This is a genomic window from Sinobaca sp. TMA16-18, from assembly GCF_059510535.1.
Window position 1 is genome coordinate 1 of the sequence record NZ_JCAKFM010000008.1, and the last position, 20,896, is coordinate 20,896.

17 protein-coding genes and 1 pseudogene are annotated in these 20,896 nt (G+C 47.1%); 8 read left to right on the top strand and 10 right to left on the bottom strand.

All coding sequences use genetic code 11. From position 1 onward, the window contains the following. Positions 1-155 precede the first annotated feature (155 nt). Positions 156-1,460 carry an Nramp family divalent metal transporter gene (locus AC5W14_RS13610; protein ID WP_496194843.1) on the bottom strand — a complete coding sequence of 435 codons (1,305 nt, stop codon included), beginning with the start codon at positions 1,458-1,460 and terminating at the stop codon, positions 156-158. Between the two features lie 319 nt (positions 1,461-1,779). Here AC5W14_RS13610 and AC5W14_RS13615 point away from each other — a divergent pair, with 319 nt between their 5' ends. The 8 genes and pseudogenes from AC5W14_RS13615 to AC5W14_RS13650 form a co-directional block, all read left to right on the top strand. Then, on the top strand, positions 1,780-3,720 hold the full coding sequence (locus AC5W14_RS13615; protein ID WP_496194753.1) for a BglG family transcription antiterminator: 1,941 nt from the start codon (positions 1,780-1,782) through the stop codon (positions 3,718-3,720). A gap of 144 nt (positions 3,721-3,864) precedes the next feature. Next, on the top strand, positions 3,865-4,176 hold the full coding sequence (locus AC5W14_RS13620) for a PTS sugar transporter subunit IIB (protein WP_496194754.1): 312 nt from the start codon (positions 3,865-3,867) through the stop codon (positions 4,174-4,176). A 101-nt stretch (positions 4,177-4,277) separates the two neighbouring features. Further along, positions 4,278-5,621 carry a PTS cellobiose transporter subunit IIC gene (gene celB / locus AC5W14_RS13625; RefSeq protein ID WP_496194755.1) on the top strand — a complete coding sequence of 448 codons (1,344 nt, stop codon included), beginning with the start codon at positions 4,278-4,280 and terminating at the stop codon, positions 5,619-5,621. 37 nt (positions 5,622-5,658) lie between these two features. After that, complete coding sequence (locus AC5W14_RS13630) at positions 5,659-5,967, top strand: PTS sugar transporter subunit IIA (RefSeq protein ID WP_496194756.1); 309 nt, start codon at positions 5,659-5,661, stop codon at positions 5,965-5,967. Positions 5,968-5,982: 15 nt separating this feature from the next. Next, positions 5,983-7,371 carry a glycoside hydrolase family 1 protein gene (locus tag AC5W14_RS13635; RefSeq protein WP_496194757.1) on the top strand — a complete coding sequence of 463 codons (1,389 nt, stop codon included), beginning with the start codon at positions 5,983-5,985 and terminating at the stop codon, positions 7,369-7,371. Between the two features lie 78 nt (positions 7,372-7,449). Continuing rightward, positions 7,450-7,641 carry a hypothetical protein gene (locus AC5W14_RS13640; protein ID WP_496194758.1) on the top strand — a complete coding sequence of 64 codons (192 nt, stop codon included), beginning with the start codon at positions 7,450-7,452 and terminating at the stop codon, positions 7,639-7,641. Positions 7,642-7,909: 268 nt separating this feature from the next. Then, on the top strand, positions 7,910-8,338 hold the full coding sequence (locus AC5W14_RS13645; RefSeq protein ID WP_496194759.1) for a hypothetical protein: 429 nt from the start codon (positions 7,910-7,912) through the stop codon (positions 8,336-8,338). Positions 8,339-8,687: 349 nt separating this feature from the next. Next, positions 8,688-8,846, top strand: a pseudogene (locus AC5W14_RS13650) (transposase); the annotation flags it as partial. Between the two features lie 130 nt (positions 8,847-8,976). Here the strand turns inward: AC5W14_RS13650 and AC5W14_RS13655 are convergent. From AC5W14_RS13655 to AC5W14_RS13695, 9 genes are all read right to left on the bottom strand, one after another. Then, positions 8,977-10,128: a M14 family metallopeptidase gene (locus tag AC5W14_RS13655; protein WP_496058114.1), complete on the bottom strand. Its 1,152-nt coding sequence runs from the start codon at positions 10,126-10,128 to the stop codon at positions 8,977-8,979. Positions 10,129-10,245: 117 nt separating this feature from the next. Next, positions 10,246-12,024: an IucA/IucC family protein gene (locus AC5W14_RS13660; protein WP_496194760.1), complete on the bottom strand. Its 1,779-nt coding sequence runs from the start codon at positions 12,022-12,024 to the stop codon at positions 10,246-10,248. A 38-nt stretch (positions 12,025-12,062) separates the two neighbouring features. Further along, positions 12,063-13,247, bottom strand: a complete 1,185-nt coding sequence (locus tag AC5W14_RS13665; protein WP_496194761.1) for an MFS transporter — start codon at positions 13,245-13,247, stop codon at positions 12,063-12,065. Between the two features lie 19 nt (positions 13,248-13,266). Further along, positions 13,267-14,568: a lysine N(6)-hydroxylase/L-ornithine N(5)-oxygenase family protein gene (locus tag AC5W14_RS13670; RefSeq protein WP_496058111.1), complete on the bottom strand. Its 1,302-nt coding sequence runs from the start codon at positions 14,566-14,568 to the stop codon at positions 13,267-13,269. Further along, positions 14,555-15,130 carry a GNAT family N-acetyltransferase gene (locus AC5W14_RS13675; protein ID WP_496194762.1) on the bottom strand — a complete coding sequence of 192 codons (576 nt, stop codon included), beginning with the start codon at positions 15,128-15,130 and terminating at the stop codon, positions 14,555-14,557. The genes AC5W14_RS13670 and AC5W14_RS13675 overlap by 14 nt, the downstream gene beginning before the upstream one ends. A 17-nt stretch (positions 15,131-15,147) precedes the next feature. Next, the gene (locus AC5W14_RS13680; RefSeq protein ID WP_496194763.1) at positions 15,148-16,896 is read right to left on the bottom strand and encodes an IucA/IucC family protein; all 1,749 of its coding nucleotides are present in this window, start codon (positions 16,894-16,896) and stop codon (positions 15,148-15,150) included. Then, a complete protein-coding gene (locus AC5W14_RS13685; RefSeq protein WP_496194764.1) occupies positions 16,889-18,406 on the bottom strand; it encodes a pyridoxal phosphate-dependent decarboxylase family protein in 1,518 nt (505 codons plus the stop codon). Before AC5W14_RS13685 ends, AC5W14_RS13680 begins: the two co-directional genes overlap by 8 nt. A gap of 285 nt (positions 18,407-18,691) precedes the next feature. Next, positions 18,692-19,525, bottom strand: a complete 834-nt coding sequence (locus tag AC5W14_RS13690) for a lipoate--protein ligase family protein (protein WP_496194765.1) — start codon at positions 19,523-19,525, stop codon at positions 18,692-18,694. A gap of 120 nt (positions 19,526-19,645) precedes the next feature. Beyond that, positions 19,646-20,776 carry an NAD(P)/FAD-dependent oxidoreductase gene (locus AC5W14_RS13695; protein ID WP_496058106.1) on the bottom strand — a complete coding sequence of 377 codons (1,131 nt, stop codon included), beginning with the start codon at positions 20,774-20,776 and terminating at the stop codon, positions 19,646-19,648. Between the last annotated feature and the right edge of the window lie 120 nt (positions 20,777-20,896).

Consider the following 20,896-nt stretch of genomic DNA (forward strand, 5'->3'; position numbering starts at 1 on the left):
TCTACCTCGCCAAACGGGCGGCTTAGAGGACGATTTTCTTCGGGGAAATCGAAAAAAAACGTGGATCGAACGATCCACGAAAAAAAACAACCTTGTTTCTTTCATTTCTCAACAACCTGAAAAAGGAGAGCCATGTGGCTCTCCTTTTTTTTTCGTTAAATGATACCGAAGATATCCAAAAAGACACGTACCGCTAGAAAACAGACTATTATCATCACGATGGTATAAATAATATTTTGAGACAGGGTATTAGCGTATTCTCCAAGAAACTTACGTTTATTACAAAGTATCCATATAGAGCCTACAATAGCAGGTAATAAGAGACCGTTTATCGCCTGTGCAGCCATAATCAGCTGGATAGGTGTTTGGCCAAACAGGTACACAATCAATATAGGCGTCAGAGCTGCAAGAAGCATCATGATCCGGTTGGGCAGGGCATTCACTTTTTCCGATGTGCCAAATGCCTGACCGAACAGAGCAGGCTGGACGGAAATATTAAAAAGGCCGGATGAGAAGCCGGCAGCCCACAAGCCTAAAGCAAACAGTACTCCAGCATACTGCCCTAAAAGTGGAGTGAGTTGATAAGCCATGTCGGCTGCTCCTTCAATAACAGCTCCTGTACCGAAAATAACGCTGCCGGCACAAATTAAAATAGAAATAGAGATGGTCGCTGTAATAAGAAGGTTTACCCTTAAATCAAAATGAGAAAGCTTGATCTTCTTCCAGGTCGGTGTGATCGTATCTTTTTCATATTTGCGTTTAATAAAAGCAGATAGTCCCAGTGCCGTATTGGGAGGCAGGGTAGTGGCGATCAGAGCCAGCACAAGCCAGTAGTTGCTTTCCGGTATTTGAAAGGAAAATCCGGTAGTAAAGACATCCGCAATACTGGGACCGGAGACAAATACCGTTAAGACGAAAGCCAGGACCATCAATCCGATAAAAACCCGGTTAATGTTTTCCAGAAGCTTATAAATACCAATCCAGGAAATAATTAGAGCACCAACAGCAAGAAAACTAACCCAGGCAAGCACAGGAATGGAAGGCAGAAAAAAGTTCAAGGCCAGGGCGGCACCGGTAAAGTTTCCTGCCTGAAAAGCAATAGCACCGAGAAGAAGGGCAATATACAAAGGAATGGACCAGCCTCGTCCCATATAGGAGCGGATGCCGTCCATAGCGGCCGTTTTGGTTTGAATTGTAAATTTCACAACCGGTTTTTGAAAAAAATAAGCTGTGAAACAGGCAATAACAAGAATCCACATGACTTGGAATCCATAAGTGGCTCCAGCCACTGACACCGTAGTAACGGTTCCCGGCCCTACTATACAGGCGGCTACTATCGCTGCCGGTCCAAGTGATTGAAGTTTTTCTTTCAGGGTTATTTTTTCATTGTCTTGGTTTACATTCGAATGTTTTACAATGATTTCTTTTTCTTTTTGGATAATAATCCCTCCTTTTCTTATTCAGTTTGATGTATTAATCAAACCACAGATACATGCTCGGGTCTGTGTAGATGGAAGATTATATACGAAACAAAAAAGAAGGACGGAGAAGAGAAGAATAAAACATAACAAAAAGCTAAATCAATTTAAGATAGCGTTTACATAACGTGCATAAGATTTCCGGTAGGAAGAGGAAATAAAGTATTGCCTGTTTAATGTAAAATTATAGTAAATTTATAGAAAGACCAGTGCGTGCTCAGCAGATGACTATCAAAAATAGAGAGAGATTACAACATGATAGCTGCCGGCAGAATCAAAAGAGAAAGGGGGATAACAATTAGTGGATACGAGAAGCGTTATTATTTTAAAAGAGTTAATGGCAGCTCAGGGACCTCTTACAAGCGAATATTTCGCCCAGTTGAACCGCGTTACCTCCAGAACGGCGAGAGAAGACGTGAAGCATATAAATGATAAATTAATGCAGCATGGGGCAGAAGTGCAGTCGTTAAAAGGAAAAGGGTACATTCTTACTATTGAAGATGATGCTGCCTTTAAATCATTTTTGGAAAAAGAATTTCAAACAGCTGCTGTATCATCTTCTTCTTTCCCGGATTTTCCTGAAGAACGGGTTCGTTTCTTGATTAAACGGCTGCTCCTGGCCAGCACATTTTTAAAACTCGAAGACCTGGCGGATGAACTGTTAATTAGTAAATCAACGATTCAAAATGATATTCGCATGGTAAAAAACATCTTTAAAAAATACGATATCACGTTGGAAAAGCGTCCGAATTACGGTCTTAAAGCAGTCGGAAGCGAATTTAAGATGCGCTTTTGTATGTCTGAGTACGTGTTTGCAGAACGAGAAGGCGTTACAAAAGATATATTCGACAGCCAGCTGCCCGGGCTTATTAAAGAGAATGTAAACGACATTTGGGACATTATTCTCGAAGAAAGCCAGGCCTCCAACATTACGTTATCTGATATAGCCATGAACAATTTATTTATTCATATAGCGATCACGTACAAAAGAGTCCAGTCCGGCCACCATGTGACGTTGTACCCTCGTGAATTTAAGGATATAAAAAGCAAGGAAGAGTATAAGGTAGCCGAGCGGATTGTCAGCCAGCTTGAGGCTAAGCTTCAGGTGACGTTTCCAGAAGTGGAAGTTGCCTATATTGCTATTCATTTATTAGGAACAAAAATGATTTCACAGGCCCATTTATCGGGACAGGATGTGGAAAAAGTACTGGACGCGCCGATTTATCAGCTGGCCCATTCCATTCTGGAAGCGATTGAAAATAAAATGGGACTCGGTATCCAGCACGATAAGGAACTTCTCGTCGGGCTGGGCCTTCATTTAAAGCCGGCAATGAATCGCTATAAATACGGGATGAATATTAGAAATACGCTGTTGTCTGATATCAAAATGAATTATCCGGTCGCCTTTGAAGCCGGCATTATTGCCGGACTTGTTCTGGAAGAATATACGGGTGTGCACATCGAAGAAGGAGAAATTGGATATATTGCCCTTCATATCGGAGCGGCAATGGAACGGAAAAAAGCGTATTCCGGTCCTAAACGGTGCATGGTTGTCTGCGCTTCAGGAGCTGGAAGCGCACAACTGATTTTCTACAAGCTGCAGTCCCAGTTCGGCAGCCGTCTCGAAGTGGCCGGCACTACCGAATACTACAAACTGGATCAGATATCTTTTGCCAACATCGATTTTATTGTGAGCACCATTCCAATAGCTGAAAAGCTCCCGGTACCGGTTGTCCAGGTGAAAACCATTTTGGGAGAAGGGGACCTGGAACGGATTGAAGGACATGTCGCGGAGCAGCACAGCAGTATCGCAGACTATTTAAAACAAGATTTGTTTTATTTTCAAAAACCCTTTTCCAACCGGGAGGAGGTTCTTGTTTTTCTTACAAAAGAGCTTCAGGAAAAAAACCTTGTACAGGACGACTACCTGGAACAGCTGATGGAGCGGGAAAATATTGCCCCGACCAGCTTTTGGAACCTGGTAGCGCTCCCTCACCCGGTGGCTACCCAGACCGATGAGACATTTCTGACTGTTTGTACGCTGCAGCGGCCGATCAATTGGGGAGAAAAGCGGGTCCAGCTTATCTTTTTATTAAATGTGGAAAAAGGAGACACACAGGATCTGCAGACACTGTATAAAGCTCTCCGCTACATTGTCGATAATATAAGTTTCGTGCAGCGTATTCTAAAGTGCCGCAATTATGAGGATTTTCTTAAAGTATTAAAAAACCAGCAGCCCTGAACCGGGGCTGCTTTTAATGTGATGCAGAACATTCGGAAATCACTTGTTTCCGCTTCGTAACGGAAAAAGTATGCGTTTTCATTTAGTCGATGCTCTCATACACTAAGATTACTCTTACAAAACAAATCAAGGAGGCAATACGATATGAAAAATATACTTTTGGCGTGTTCGGCAGGAATGTCGACAAGTATGCTCGTTTCAAAAATGGAAGAGGCTGCGAAAGAACAGGGTATTGAAGCGAACATTTGGGCTGTCTCTCAGGACAAAGCAATCCCGGATATGGAAAAAGCCGATGTGCTGCTGATCGGCCCGCAGATGCGGTTTATGAAAAAGAAGTACGCAGTCAAAGCAGAAGAAGTTGGCATTCCACTGGATATTATTGACCCGATGTCTTATGGACGGGTTGACGGAAAAGCCGTTTTATCAAGAGCAATGGAGCTTATCGAAAACAGGTAGCGTAAAGATTGTTTGGGAGAGGACTACACATAGAGACCTTCTCTTCCTCCTTTTTTAGTTAAAACGTGGAGAAGCATTTACTACATTTAGGAGGAGTTAAAATGAACAGCAACAGCAAGTTTATGGATTTGCTCGAACGGGTGCTTATGCCAATAGCAGAAAAACTAAACAATAACCGGTATTTGACGGCGCTTCGGGATGGATTTCTCGTAGCCCTTCCGCTTATTATATTCGGCTCGATCTTCGTGGTCCTGGCTAACCTGCCGTTTTTGGACCAAATGATCAGTGAAAGCGCCTTTGCCGCTTATCAGGAAGCTCTCGGTCCTGCTTCTGCTGCTACATTAAGTATTATGGCACTCTTTGTTATCATCGGAATAGGGTATAAATTGGTAGAACATTCCGGCGGCGAAGGTATTTATGGCGGGGTGGTGGCGCTTGCTGCTTTCTTAATTCTTACACCACAGATGATAGAAGAGACCCCCGGTGGAATTCCGACTTCTGCGTTAGGAGCGGAAGGATTGTTTGTAGGTATTATTACCGCGTTTGTTGCAGCAGAGGTGTACCATTTCTTCGTTAGAAAAGATTGGACGATTAAGATGCCGGCAGGCGTGCCGGGAGCAGTAACCCGCTCTTTCAGTGCACTGTTTCCGATCGCTTTGTCATTAACGTTATTCCTTCTAATCCGAATCGTCTTTACATTTACGCCGTTTGGAACGGTACAGAATTTCATCTATACCGTTTTGCAGGAACCGCTGACAGTACTTGGCGGAGGACTTCCAGCAACAATTGTCGCTGTCCTGTTAATTCAGCTGTTCTGGTTTTTCGGCCTGCACGGCCAGATTCTTGTGAACTCCGTTCTGGACCCGATCTGGTATACTCTCAATAATCAGAATTTAGAAGCATTTCAAGCCGGACAGGAGCTGCCAAACGTTGTAACTAAACAATTCATTGATACATTCATTGTAGGTATCGGCGGTTCCGGTATGACGCTGGCCGTTATTCTTGGTATCTTCCTTATCGGGCGCAGCAGGCAGATGAAGCAGGTAGGAAAAGTAAGTGCGCCTCCCGGCATATTTAATGTAAACGAACCGATCATTTTTGGACTGCCCATCATTTTAAACCCACTTGTTATTATTCCATGGCTGCTTGCTCCTGTTGTCGTCTGTGTTGTGGTTTACTACTCGATGCTTACAGGGCTGGTACCAAGGCCTGCCGGTATTATTGTTCCGTGGACGACGCCTCCGTTAATCAGCGGATTTCTGGCTACAGGAAACGCATGGCAGGGAGCAGTAATGCAGCTGGTCAGTATGTTCATTGTGTTTGTAATCTGGTGGCCGTTCCTGAAAGTGATGGATAAGCAGTACTACGAGCAGGAGCAGTCAGAAGAAGCGGCGATTGCAGTAGTAACAGAAGACCAAGAAGAGACAAGAGAGTCTTCCAACTAAATACCGCCAATATGGATACGGGGAAAGGAAAGGTCGTATGGAACAAATTACAGAAGTGGCGTTTCAAATTATATTGTACGCCGGAAATGGAAAATCAAGTGCGATGGAGGCTATTCAAGAAGCAAAAGTCGATAACTTTGAAGAAGCAGACAGGCTCATTGTAGAAGCAGGAGAAGAACTTGGCAAAGCGCATAAATACCAGACGCAGCTTCTACAGCAGGAAGCAAGTGGAGAAAAATCACCTATAAATGTGATGCTGATTCACTCCCAGGACCACTTGATGACATCAATGACCGTCCGCGACCTTGCTGTTGAGATTATCGAAATTTACCGCACCAGATTATAAAGGAGGATCTCTTGTATGACACTGCAGTATACATTCCCAAAAGAATTCTGGTGGGGGAGCGCTACTTCCGCCACACAGATTGAAGGTGCTGCCTCAGAGGAAGGAAAAGGCTTAAACATTTGGGACTACTGGTACAGCCAGGAACCTAACCGCTTTTTCAACGGCGTAGGACCGGAAACGACTTCTGACTTTTATCATACGTACAAAGAAGATATTCAGCGGATGAAAGATATCGGGCATAATTCATTTCGATTTTCCATTTCCTGGTCCCGTCTGATTCCAGGCGGAGAAGGGGACGTGAATAAAGAAGCGGCAGCATTTTACCAACGTGTGATTGATGAATTGCAGGCTCAGGGTATTGAACCGTTTATCACGCTATTTCACTTTGATATGCCGCTGGAGATGCAGGAAAAAGGCGGCTGGAAAAGCCGGGACGTGGTTGAGGCATACGCAGTTTTTGCAGAAAAATGCTTCGAATTATTTGGTGGGAAAGTGAAAAAGTGGTTTACGTTCAACGAACCGATTGTGCCGGTGGAAGGCGGCTACCTGTACGATTTTCACTATCCAAATGTCGTGGATTTCAAACGTGCGGTGCAGGTCGCGTATCATACCATTATCGCTCATGCCAAGGCCGTGGCAGTTTTTAAAAAGCTCGCTGTGCCGAATGGACAGATCGGTACTATTTTAAACTTGACCCCTTCTTATCCAAGAAGCCAGAATCCAGCGGATTTACGGGCGTCCCGCATTGCCGATTTGTTCTTCAACCGCAGCTTTCTGGACCCGATGGTGAAAGGGGAATTTCCGGAAGAGCTGACAGCCATTCTGCGTGAACATGGACAGCTGCCGGAGATGCTCGAAGGCGACAAGGAACTTATTAAGCATAATACGGCCGAACTTCTCGGCGTGAACTACTATCAGCCGCGGCGCGTGAAGGCAAAAGAGCACCTGCCGAACCCATATGGCCCGTTTATGCTCGACTGGTACTTTGATCTTTATGAAATGCCGGGCAGAAAAATGAATCCTTACCGCGGCTGGGAGATATATGAAAAAGGCGTTTATGACATTATGATCAACCTCCGTGACAACTATGGAAATATCGAATCGTTTATTTCAGAAAACGGAATGGGCGTCCAGGATGAAGAGCGGTTTATCGAAAACGGCCAAATTCAGGATGACTACCGGATTGACTTTATCCGGGAACATTTAAAGTGGCTGCACCGGGCTATCGAAGAGGGGTGCAATGCCAGGGGATATCACCTCTGGTCCTTTATGGATAACTGGTCCTGGATGAATGCTTATAAAAACCGCTACGGCTTCTTTTCGGTGAATATCGAAACGCAAGAACGTACCGCCAAGAAAAGCGCCGGCTGGATCACAGACGTTTCCAACAATAATGGATTTTAATGCATACAAAAACAGGGCCGGAGTTCCGGCCCTGTTTTCCAGGTTGTTGAGAAAGTTTTCTTGCTCGGCCGTTTTTTTGTGGGCAAGGGGCTGGAATGGTCGTATACTAAAAAGAAAAAGGACGATCCTAAGATGCTTGGCAAAGCCAAAAATCATCGACGCAATCAAGTAACTGTTTCTGTAAAAGAACTGGTGTCCGCTGATCACTTTCTCCGAACTATTGATACAATGATTGATTTTCAATTTATTGAAGAAAAACTGGCTTCGTAAGTTTTCTTTTATTTAATCTCTATATTCTCTAAACAACATCTGGTACACAATGTAGAGGGACACCAAAGAAGTATCATGCTTACAATAGTAAGAAAGATACTCAAGGGAGAGGTTGGTAAGCAAAAAGCGAGCAGCGAAAGGCATACATCGCCAAGAAAATGTAGCATGACGAGCTGTATACCAGTTGCTGCCGGCGCCGTTTGCGATGCCCCGGACAGAGAGTGCCCCCATAGCTGAAAAATAATTTGGAGAGCAAGGAGGAAAACAAGTGGAAGAAGAGAGCCGTAAAACCGCTGGCTGGCTTGTTATCGTATTGCCTACAGTGATTTATGGGGGAGTTAGTCTACTGCAAATGATTGTTTCCATGGACGCAGGTTATGTAGATAATCAAATTCGGCAGGATTTGTTTCGTGCAGGTCATGCGCATGCGGGAGTGCTCCTTATCTTGGCGTTGGTCGTGCTGTTATATGTGGATCATACTTCCTACGGACCGGGACCGAAGCGCTTCATCCGGCACAGCATTCCATTATCGGCCATTCTGCTTCCGGTTGGTTTTTTCTTTTCCGTATTAGATCCGCAGGCCACAGAGCCGAATGCTTTTATTTATACTGCTTACGCTGGGGCTGTCCTTCTTGCCGCCGGTTTATTGACGCTTGGCTTTGGCTTGGTGAAAAATAAAAGTAGAAACAGAGACTAACACGTCCTTCTTGTTTTAACTCATAGAAAGTAGATGAGTATGAAGATTTAAATGGGTGTATGTATATTCCTGTTTCTTAAATGTTCCAGTATGATGCATTAGTGTCTTATCCTTGTCAGAAGTATGATTTTTGCCTGAATATACGTTTCCAGGAAAAAAGAATCCTGGTAGGGTTTTCAACACCATTTTTAGGGGGGGAGCGATACTAGAAGTAATTGCTTTCTTTAGTGCTTAAATGAAAACTATCTAAATTTTAAAAGCTGTCGAGAAAGGTTTCTTTCTCGGCAGTCTTTTTATGGGTAAGGGACTGGAATGGTCGTATACTGAAAAGAAAAGGGGCGATCCTAAGATGCTTGGCAAAGCCAAAGACCATCGACGCAATCAAGTGACTGTTTCTGTGGAAGAGCTGGTGCCCGCTGATCACTTTCTTCGAACCATTGATAGGATGATTGATTTTCAGTTTATTGAAGAAAAACTGGCTTCCTATTATTCGCCGACCACCGGTCGGCGTAAAGGATGATTTTTTTCGGAAACAGCGAAAAAAGAACGTGGATCGAACGATCCACGGAAAAAAACAACCTTGTTTCTTTCATTTCTCAACAACCTGAAAAACAGGACCGGAGTTCCGGCCCTGTTTTCTATTGGTTTTCCGGCAGAGTAAGGCCTGCTTCTTTTTCCAGCACTAAATCAAAAGCCGTTTTTCCTTTTTGCAGAACGGAATCCCGCCATTCTTCATCCTCGGGATAAAAGAGACGATCCATGTCTTGTTTAATTTTGTCAATATCGTCCCGCTTTTCAGCACCTTTCCAGTAAAAGTGGTTTTCATTGATAACGGTCTGAAGTGCTTTGATCTGGTCTTTTAACGAGTTACCGAGCGTTCCGAATTCAAACAGGGTTGAGAAGATTCGTTTCTGCGGAAAGCGCCGGCTGAATACATCCTGCACATATTCTGCATCTTCGCCCTTAATACGCTTTACATCGGTTTTCTGCACATCATTTACATTGGAAGAGGAGAACTGCTTTTTCATTACTTTTTCTTTCCTCGGCTCGGAATGGGGCACTTGAATCCAAAGCTTATTGGCTGGTCCGAGTCCGGTATGAATATCTATAAATATGACATTTTTATAGGGGCGGATCCATTCTTCCATATGGGAAAGCAATGTGGATACGGGTTCGTCATAGTCCCGGCCTCCGTAAAATATGCCGCGTGGATACTGGTACTGCCCCATGGTAGCTGCTGTTTCCATTCCGTTTTTTCCCTGGCGGAGAAAACTGCGCAGCAGCATTTTATACAGCTGCTTATTCTGTTTTTTTAAATCAGAAATCGGATGCTCAGGCAGAAAAAGGTCCTTCTCTTTCTCAAACCGTTTGTTTAAATGCGCCGGTACGTTACTCCAGTCTTTAATAAAGTTCCGGTTTAAGTCTATGTTGTTTTCGCTGAACCGGCGCCTGTGTTTCATGCCCCACGGGTTCACGGCATGAACGAGACGCAGCCCGGTTGTATTGGGGTTGAGCTGGGGCAGGTAGTGCTCGATAAAGTAGTTCAGCAGGGCGGTGCCGGCATAGCCTTCAATACCGTGAACGCCTGTCGTAATAATGATTAAGTTTTCCTTATAAAACTGGCCGTCTGCGCGAATAACATCCGTGGTGTTGTTATCTTCCAGCTTGCCAATAGGATACGAAAGCAGGTCGGCTTTCCGCCAGATTTTCTGTACAAACGGCAGTTCTCCGATAAACCGGTCCCGGGACTGTTCATATGTTTCCGAAAAATAGTGACTTTGCTGCTTCATGTAAAACGCTCCTTTTTGAGATTCTCTCTTCTTCTATTTCCAATGGGAAGCGGAGTTAAACGATAATAAAAAACCACCCTTTCCTACATAACGATAGAAAAGAATGGTTAAAGTATATTAATAAAGGACCGGCACATCCGCGAGCGCATTATTTACTGTTCCGTATTCAGAGGCGTGCGGGCGGTCATCGCTGTCTTCATAGCCGTAATCGATCATCCGGTTACGGTTGAGACACAGCTTCGTAAGTTCCGGCTGAAGCAGGTCGAACAGTTCAAAGCGTTCCTGCAGCTCAGGAAAGCGTTTCTGGTATTCGACGATCACCGTTTTCACAGAGCTCCAGAATGCGGTTTCCCCAAGCAGATTGTCTTCTTCGAACAGCTCAGCCAAGTAGCGGTAATGGCAGATAAACAGCCCGGTGAAGACGAACTGTACGAGGCCTTCCGGAGGCTCACTGCGGAGTACGGTTTTCATTCGTTTGCTGATCGAAGTAAGCTCCGGCAGCGGCTGGTCGCTGATATTAACGTCATCTACAAAATCTTTCATGATCAGGCGCTTGGGCCGGCCGTTTTCCAGCACGATAATAGTATTCTGCCCGTGCGGGGAAAAGACGGTACCGTACTGGTACAAGTAATGAAGCAGAGGAGGGAGCACGGCCTGATGAAGAGCGGCTGTCCACTCTTCGGCGTTTAATCCGGACTGCTTCATCCAGACGGAAACGAGAGACGTGCCGGCGTTGTCCCGATGGAGCAGCGAAGCTAACGTAACCGCCTGTTCGCCAGGCTTCAGTGCTTTATAAATGCTTTCCCGCCAAATGGCGCCGAGCATTTCTTTGTATTGGTAAGGGATGCCCTCGACGCTTTCATAAGCAGGGTTATCGACGTGAATGCTTACTTCTTCTCCCAATAGATAAAGCCCGCATGTCGTGTGCAAAAACTCGTCTTTTTCCCAGATGTTTTTAATAAAAGTGGTGACTTCCGGTGCGATACGCGTTCTTTCGCCGGGAAGTCCCCGGTAAACGAGCGTATTTAAAATACTCATAGGAAGTTTCACATGGTATTTTTCTTTGTCTGATTGATTAACAAACGTACGGACGGACTGCTGGGGCAGGTAAAGGTCTTCCCCGTCGCCGAGAGGGACAATCTGCCGCATGGCAATTTCCTCGGCAAATGCCGTAATCAACACGTTTTCCCACTGCCAAGGATGAACGGGCAGAAAGACATAATCTGCCGGCTCAAGCTCATAGGAATAAAGCTTGTGTTCAAACTCTTTCCATTTGGCAGGACCGCATTCTTCTTCTAAAAAAGAAGAGGCTTGAATATGCTCGAGCTGCTGCACGTGGGCCAGTTCGGACTTTACAGCAATCCAGTGCAGGCGGACCGTCTGCTTTTGTTCCGGTGCATACTGCAGGTAGTCTTCGTAGTTGAAGCCGATGCGTCCTTTGTTATAAGTAATCCACGGGTGGCCGGCCATTTCGCCTTCCAGGTCGCTGTAATCCATGTCCGCCATTGTTTCTGCTGTAACTGGACGGGCGAGTAAGTGGCAGTCCGCCAAAAGAGTATGCTGGTACTCTTTGATTAAATGCCCGACAGTCGTGCTGCTCATCGGCAGCATCTGCTGAAGTTCGAGCAGAAAGCTGACCGCACGAATCGGTTCGGCGGCTGGTTCTTTGGACAGGGAATCAGGCTTTACAGTATAGCTGTCGAAAAGACGCGGAACAGCCTGGAACCAGTAGGTGGACGTTCCTGCCGAAAGCTTCCGCCAGTGTCCTTCCCCGGCTTCAGGCTGGATCATGTCTTCGTACATAAATTCCTGAAGCATTTTGGCAGTAAGACGCCGATTCGCTTCTTCCCATAAATGCGGCTGAATATGCGTGCTGATAGATGCTTCATGTTTCATAGCAATTCCTCCGATCAACTTAATTTAATATCATATCGTTATGAGCTATCCTCCTGAAGGTGCACGGTTTTCGTCCTGGAAACGGACTGCCTCTGCCGCGAAAGCGTACCGGCCCCGAGCAGCAGAATCAAGGCGCAGGCGAGCAGCACAGCGGCTGCGGCAAACGGAGCAGACAGCCCGTAGCCTTGAATGACCATTTCTGCTGCAAAAGGGGCGGTCAGCAAAGCACTGTTTTGAAAAAGCGCATAAAAGCTGTAGCTTCCGCTTCCGGCAGCGGGGCCCATCATTTGAAAAAAGGACGCATCGAGACCGGCATGGCCGATGGTTAAAGCAAGTCCGTAAAGCACTCGCACGAGTACGAAAGCCGTAAAAGCAAGCGGGAGCGCCTGCAGCAGAAGAGAAATCGTTAAAAGAGCGATAGCGGCAAGAGCAAGGCCATAGGTTTTTTTCTCATTCCAGCCTTTAAATAAGAGAGGCAGCGTCAAAAGAGCCACAGCGCTCGGCAGCATAAACAAAAATCCGGCGGTGGCAAGGTCCATGGAGTACACCTGCTGCGCAAACGTCGTAAAATACGGTCGGACCATCTGATTGCCTAAATGAAAAGCAAGCGCGGCCAGGCCAAAAATAGAAACGAGCAGCATCATTGAAGGAGCGGCTGGTCCGGGTCCTGTGTCTGCTTCCGCAAGAAGAACGGACCGGGACGCGTTCCGGAGCTTTTTTGCCAGCAGCAGTAAGAAGACGTCAAATACGGCCAGTACAAGAAATATCGCAGCCGGCCAGCTTGTCATCATAACCAGAGCCCCCGCTGCAGTGGAAAGCAGCAGTGCACCGTGAAAGACAAACTGGTAGGAAAGCGCGTGGCGTCCGGGTTGATGGCGGGAAAGCTGCACCGCTTTCGGATAAAGCAGCAGCATACTGGTTTTTAAAAACACTAAAATAATAGAAAGCGCAAAGAAAATAGATGCCTCCGGCGCAAACGCCATGGCAGTGAACAACAGTGGGGAAACCGTCAGGCAGCGTACAACAATATCGGTAATATCCCGCTTTTTGGCCAGCCGGCCCCAAAAAGGAAGCGCGGTAATGGCAGCCGCCCGGCATCCAAAAATATAAACAGCAGTAAAGCCCAGGCTTTCCCGGCCAAACGCTTTCTCAAAAAACTGAGGGTAAAACGGAGAAAGCATCACTTCAGCGAAAATCATAAAAAATAAAAGTGTATAAATCATCCGGGAAAGAGAGCGGCTGTTATCCGAAGTGTTGAAAGACATTTTCCCTCTTCAGGTTGTACACGTCGCGGCCGAGTAATGCATTAATGATGGCTGCATTGCGGAACGCCCCCAGGCCTAAGTCCGGCGCACCGGGACCGTGGGTGTGCATTTCTGCATTCTGCACATAGACGTTCCGCGATGTGGCACGGGTCTGCTGCACGCTGTAATCTTCATTAATGCAAAGCCGGTCATAGCCGTCGCGCTGCCATTCGCTTTCTGCTTCTGCCAGAAATTCAGGAATGCGCTGCTTATAGCCCGTAGCGAGAATAATAATATCTGATTCGCACGTGAACGTTTCTTCTTTTTCCCACTGAGTGAACGTTAAACAGTTATCTGCTTCGGTTCCGGTCTCACATTTAGAGAGCTCGGAAAGAGGCTGCATATGAACGTTCAGGTCGGCTCCGCCGATCGATTTTTCATACAGCACATCATAAATGTTGGCAATGGTTTCCGTGCTGATCCCTTTATAGAGAAGATCCTGCTTCGCAAGCGTCCGGTCTTTCGTTTCCTGGGTCAGGCTGTAGAAATAGTTCGTGTAATCCGGTGAAAAGTGTTCCAGGCCGAGTTTGGAATATTCCATAGGGAAAAATCCGCGGGAGCGCGTAAACCAGTTCAGCTTCTGCTGCCCGCTTTTATTTTCAAGAATCGTTTCAAATATTTCAGCCGCACTCTGCCCGGAGCCGACGACCGTAATGGAACGTGCGTCCCGGCACTCCTGCTGTTTATCAAGAAACGAAGCCGAATGAAAGACAGAGTCGTTGTTTTCCAAACCTTCTACCGGAGGAAAAGATGGTTTTGTTCCAATGCCCATAACAATATTTTTGGCTTCGTGTATTTCGACAGCGCCGGAATCAATGGCGCGGACACGTACCGTCCACCATTCATTGTCCTTGGGGGAGACAGCTTCTACGTTCCAGCCAAACCGGCAGGAATCCAATTGGGAAGCAGCCCACTGGCAGTAATGATTGTATTCACGTCTCGGAATATGGAATTTCTCATAAAAATAAAATTGATAAAGCCGGTTCTTTTCGTTTAAATATTCCAAAAAAGAAAAGCGGCTGCGTGGGTGAACCATCGTAACAAGATCAGCCAGAAAGGGAACCTGGAGAGTAGTGCCTTCGATCAGCATCCCTGGATGCCATTCAAAAGCAGGTTTGGCATCAAAGAAAACAGACTGTGTGTCCGGGTGTTCGTCCAACAGGGCTGCAAGGCCTAGATTAAAGGGGCCCAGCCCTATGCCGAGAAGGTCCCACTGCTTAACTGGTTTATTGTAATCCATGTGTTTCAACCGCCTTTTTAAAAGAATCTCTCCGGCAGGCCATCAGCAGGCCGGTTTTGACAGGAAGCTGTATCGGCTTAATCGGTTCATAGCCGCATTTGCGAAAGATATGAATCATTTTTTCGTTGCGGATATCCGGTTCCGCCATTACTTTACACGTCTCCGGATGATCCAAAAACAGGCGTTCTGTCATAGCAGCAAGAAAAGGAAGCGCCAGGCTCTTTCCCAGGTAGGTTTCCGGGCCGAAAAGCAGATGTACGCCTTCATCTGCAGGATGGGAGTGATAGAAGCGGGCAATAATATCTTCCCGCGCCTGATAAGTTTCCCAGTAGCTCATCGGCTCGCCTTCGTATAACCCGATCCAGAGCTGCTGGTGGGTGTCAGACAGTGCTTTATCCAGATGTATAGAGAAAGCTTCTTGTGATAGATCAAGGTGCCAGTATGGAACCACGTGGGGTTGATGCATCCACTCCAGCAGCATCGCTTCATCTTTTTGGCGTTCAAAAGGACGAAACGTAATGGCCGTGGAAGAAATAGATAGGTTGGAACTAGATGCTGTCATACGATCGCCTCTCTTTTTTAAAGAATTGGAACAGACTGGTCTTTGCTGTTCGCAGCTAAAGGGTTTGTTACATTCGTGTAGACAGATTGTTCTTCCAGCGTTCCGGTAAGCTCATCCATATTGCGGAAGGTGGTAAGAAGGTTGGCTTTGCACGGAAGGGCAGGTTCCTCCAGCAGGCTTTCAATCAGACGGGAGGAAGACGACTCTGCGACCGGCTTCATTTGTTTCAGCTGCGTTCTAACGGCCTCAAGCAGCGGCTCTTCGTCGATAAGACCGCTCGTGCCAAACGCGTTGATGAGCCCGAAAATATGATTGTAGAAAAAATAATAACGAAGCCGTTCGTCGACAAGGGCATCTGAGCAGACGGTATGGCTTTTATCTTTTAATTCCGGCACAAACGACTCAAGGTAGGTTTCTTTAGAGGCAGCAAAATAATAGCCCTGGTTGTCACGGTAGTAAAAATGCTTCGGCCAGCCCTGCTCCCTCGTGAGAACAGCATTCTGCTGATGAGCCTCTAAAGCAATGCCATGGGTGAAATAAAGCCAGAGAATCGGCTGCAGGGAAATAGACAAATAGCGCTCAAACCAATCCAGGCTGACGTCCTCCAATGTCCGGTTCTCCTGCTTGGAGATAGATTCTATCACCCGGTATAAGTGGGATTTCTGTCCTTCCACCGGGTCCTGGCAGAGTCCGGCTATTAATGAGGTGTTTTCTTTGTTTTTTCCTTTGAACGGATTCTCCCGGATCACGGTTTCAAATCCGCTTTCGGTTTCTCCCTGAACATTGAGATAGGCGGGGTCTTTTGTAATAGAAAACCCGGGAAAGTAATCGTGAAGCTGTCCGCCGACAGCGCTGTTAAGTATGTCATGAATAACGAGTCCGCGTTCGAGTTCCATCCGTTTGTTCACACGAAGGGAATTGGTCACCTTCACAGGGATGGAAAGTTTGAGCATAATATCGCTTTCTTCGTTATACAACGTCCGGATGGAAGATGTCGCCGCAAAAGCAGGGCCCATCCGTCCGGCATCTATTATTTTTTTGTCATGCAGCCAGGCTTGTACATGAGGCTGTTCAAGCAGCGTAGAAGCCTGCAGGGGGTGAACCGGGATTAATGTATAGTCAGCGTACTTTTGCCACTTTCGGCGTTCGTCCGCCGAAAACAGGCTGAGAATTTTCTCTTCCGCCGATTCGCCGTCGGCGCTTTTTGCTTCAGCGAGGGAAGCGTGCACCCAAAAGTAGTGAAGAGTGAAGCGCCCTTTTGTTTCCGGTGAATACAGCAGGGTTTCCTGTTCGTTCATCCCCTGCCGGCTTTTCGGCGTCGGGTGAAACAAATGTCCGTACAGGAGGGACTGCTCGGATTCGATAAACGAGCGGCCGGCCCGGTAGAGGCTGGGCGTATCGGCGCTCCGGTTTTCCAGAAAGAAAGCAATATTTTCATAGCTTAAAAGAATCCGCTTCATTGCTTCCGGGACATGCCGGCTTGTTTTGTATTCCAGGGCAAGCTCCTTTAATAAGAGATTCGAAGCTGTTACTAAATCAGCATCGAGCCACTGCGCCTGCCGTTTTGCTTTATAAAGCAGCGGAAAGGAAAACAAATGCCTTCCCGTAAGTGATGCATAGTGAAGAGGAGCCATAAGCTCCATCTCCTGATGCGGCAGGTCAATATAAAGACGGCCGGCTTTCTGCTCTCCGGCTCCTGTTTCTCTGATGTAGCAATTTAAAAAGCTCTGCAGCGTAACTTCTTCCGCTGTTTTTGTGTTATCCATGCGTTTCTTCCTCCTTTAAACGACGGCCGATCTTAAGAATAGAGCGGATCAGCGTAATAATCTGGTCTTCGGAAATGCTCGGATTTAACAAGGTTACTTTCAAATACTGCCTGCCTTCCAGGCGTGTTTTGGCTAAAATGGCCGTACCGTCAAAGAAAAGCTCTTCTTTAATGCGACGGTTCCATTCGTCTACAACAGCCGGTTCGCTTTCGTCATCGCGGTAGCGGAAAACAATCGCATTGGACGGCGGCGCGACGGGAACGTCTAATTCTTCCAGAGGCTGCATTTTTTCATAAAGAAACTGAACCGCTTCAATGGTCTGGTCAATAATGCCGCCCAGTGCTTTGGTACCGGTGCAGCGAAGCGTCATCCAGAGCTTTAAAGCGTCAAAGCGCCGGGACGTCTGAACAGATTTTCCGGCAAGGTGCACCATGCCCGATTCCTCATCCTCCGGAGGATTCAAATAATCGGCGTAATGGCTTGTATATTGAAAATTCTTTCCGTCATTGATTAGGAACGCGCCGCAGCTGACCGGCTGGTAAAACAATTTATGAAAATCAATGGTCAGGGAATCTGCTTTTTCTACTCCTTTAATCTGGCCGGCGTGCGTCTCGCTTAAAATTAATCCGGCCCCGTAAGCGGCGTCGACATGTAACCAGATATCTTCCTGATAGGCGAGAGAGGCCAATGCATCGAGCGGATCCACGCTGCCATAATCAGTGGTTCCGGCCGTAGCGAAAATGGCGATAGGCAGGAGTCCGTCCTGCTTGGCCTGCTCTAAAGCCCGGCGGCATGCTGCGGCGTCCATTTCCTGCTTATCATTAACCGGGACGGTGATAACAGAGTTTTCGCCTAGTCCAAGCTGAGAGGCGGCCTGTTTTACCGTGAAGTGGGCCCGTTCCGACGTGAAAATGCGAAATCGGGAAGCTTCCGGCGGCAGTCCATCCTGTTTGATGTTGTGATGCAGCCTGTTGCTTGCATATTGATTACGGGCCATAAGAAGCCCCATATAATTTGATTGGGTACCTCCGCTCGTGAAGACGCCGTCCATTTCCGGAGAAAAGTCGAACAGCTCGCCGAGCCAGGAAATAAGCCGTTCCTCGGTAAACGTTGCAGCCGGACTCTGGTCCCAGGAATCCATGGACTGGTTTAACGTATTCAGAATAATTTCGCCTGCGAGTGCCGGAATCATAGGGGCACACTGGAGGTGAGCCATGCAGTAAGGATGCTGAACCATAACGGACTGTTTAATGACTTTTTCTTTTATATCTTCCAATACATCGGCAAATGGCTCTCCGTTAACGGAAGCCGGGGGAGAGGCGGCCAATGCATGTTTTATATCGTCAGGGTGGCTGCCGGAATACGGCTTATCCGTTTTCCTCAGCACGTCCGCCATTTCTGCGACGGTGTGATGCAGATCTATTTCAAAGCGCTCCAGACTGGAAGGGTCCAGGTGAAGCAGTGTTTGTTCTGTTGTATGCTGAAGCGTCTGATCTTTCATTAGTACCATCTAACAAGCCCCTTTCGATTTTTGATAATGAAAATCATTATCAATGGAGTGAGATAAAAAAAGCGCCTGACAGCGCGCCGATTTTCTGTAACGTTACCTAATGTATGCTATGAAAAATAATCTGTCAATCTATATGCCCGGAATCGGTAACAATCTATCATATTAGTAGAAATAACAAACAATTACTGGGAAAAAAAGAAGGCAGATAGACATACAAAAAAACAAAAGGACTAAAAAAAGCACCTCTATCGTTGAGCGATAAAGGTACCAGCTGGTGCAGCCATGCTATGTGAGGGCTTTGTCGTTTCGATCCACGACCCGCTGATAAAGCGAGTCAAACTGCTGGAGCTCTCTGGATGTGAGGGTCGACGTTTGGAGTCTGGCCCCGTGCCCGTAGACGACAGTGGTCAACAAACGCTTTGTGACGTCCTGGATGTCGAGCGGTCTGTCGTATAGTTCAGAAAGAGAGGACATGACCTTCGGGTTAATCCTCGGCCATTCATAGCGCACCGATTCGCCGTTAACAACGATGGAATAGAATTCTTTCAGCAGTTCCGCCCGTTCTTCGCCGTATTCGGTGACGGCCAGGTAAATTTGGACGGCGATTCCGCCGCGGATGCGGCGCTGGGAAATGCCGGCAAACTTCCGGCCTCCCATACTAAGGTCATATGTTCCGGGGCAGTAGGAGCCGACCACTTCGTAAGCTTCAATAGGAAGCGGCGCATCAGAAAACACTTCTTTCATCAGCTCCCACATAAAGTCGTAGCCGCTGTTAATGGAAATACCGCGCTCTTCTTTCATAATAAGAGAAAGATTGTAGATGCCTTCATCGAGCACGACCGCAAGGCCGCCTGAATTCCGTACAATAACGCGGTAGCCCTGTTCTTCCAGATAACGGCATCCTTCCATAATATGTGGGAGGCGGCTGTCCTGAATCCCCAAGACAACAGTAGGAGAATGAACCCAGGACCGCATTACCGGGTCGGAGAGTCCTTCTCCGACGCTTGTACAGAGTGTGTCATCAAGCGCAAAGGACTGCAGCGGGTGATATTGAAGACCGGAGCTGGAATGATCGATCCAGCGCCAGTTTTGTCCGTTCCATTTATCATGCACGTTCATGTGACTATCTCCGTTTCTATAGTACATAAAGCAGGCAGCTGCTTTACTATTTATCTACTCAAATTCTCCTTATTATAGCAGACCGAAAGAGTGGATAAAAGCCAGCCGTGGCCGGGTTGTTTATATACGGGCAGCGGGCTGTATGGCTCCTTCTATGCTGTAGTCTTCCAGAGACAGGCTGATCTCCTGGTCCATCGCAAGTCTGGCCAGCTCGGCTCCAAGAAACGGGCCGGTTGTTAATCCGGAAGCGCCCAGGCCGTTAGCGGCCAGAAGTCCTTTTGTTTCCGGTACAAAACCAATTACCGGCAGAAAGCCCGGCGTGGAGGGACGGAAGCCGACACGAACTTCTTTAATCATGCTTTTTCTCAGGCCCGGTGCCATGTGAAGGGCACTTTCAAGAAGCTCGAGGTAACCTGCAGCCGTAGGCTGGGCGGTGGTGGCATAATCTTCGTGAGTAGCACCGACAACAATATGGCCATTGGAAAAAGGCACCATATAATGAGGGCCGGAAGGGATAACGACCGGCCAGTTTTCCGTGGCGGTATTTTCGATCTGCATATGCATAATCTGGGCCTTCTGGGACTCTACCGCAAAAGAAAGGCCGAGCGGCTCCAGACATTGATCCGCCCAGGCGCCGCCTGTAAGAATCACGCGGTCTGCATAGTAGTTCTCATTGTTCACGGTGACGCCCTGTACCGTACGGTTATCATGAATAAGAGACGCTTCTTCTCCCTGCACCCAGGAAGCTCCCAGCTGGCGGGCCGCTTCCAGCAGTGCCAGACGGAGAGCGCGGCCGTTTACTCTCGCTCCTCCGCTTACATAAACAGATTGGTAATGGTCTGCTAAAAGAGGAAAGGCCTGCTTTGTTTGTTTTTCATTTAATGAGAAAACGTGGCCGATTTCCGGCGCCTGTTCCCGACGCTTGATGGCTCTTTCCGCGGTTTTTGCTTTTCGGTTGCCATCCCGGTGCAGGCTTAAGGCACCCGTGCTTTTATAACCGGTATCATGCTGGCCCAGTGCCTCCAGCTGTTTAATCAAATCCGGGTAATAGGCAGCGCCGTTCCGGGCCAGAAAATACCATGGTTTGTTTCTTCTTTGAGAAAGCCATGGGCATACGATACCAGCACCCGCATCAGTTGCCTGGCCGGCATGCGCCCGATCCACTACAGTGACGTTTGCTCCGGAAGCGGCCAGGTGATACGCTGTGGAAGCACCGAGAATTCCTGCTCCAATGACAATGTAATCAGACATAATGTATCTCCTTTTTGTATCGTTTCTTCTGCTAGCTTACATGATTTCAGCGTGTGTTTCACGAATTCTTTCCTTATAGATCAATACAATTGCAGAAAAAATGAAACAAAACGAATTATT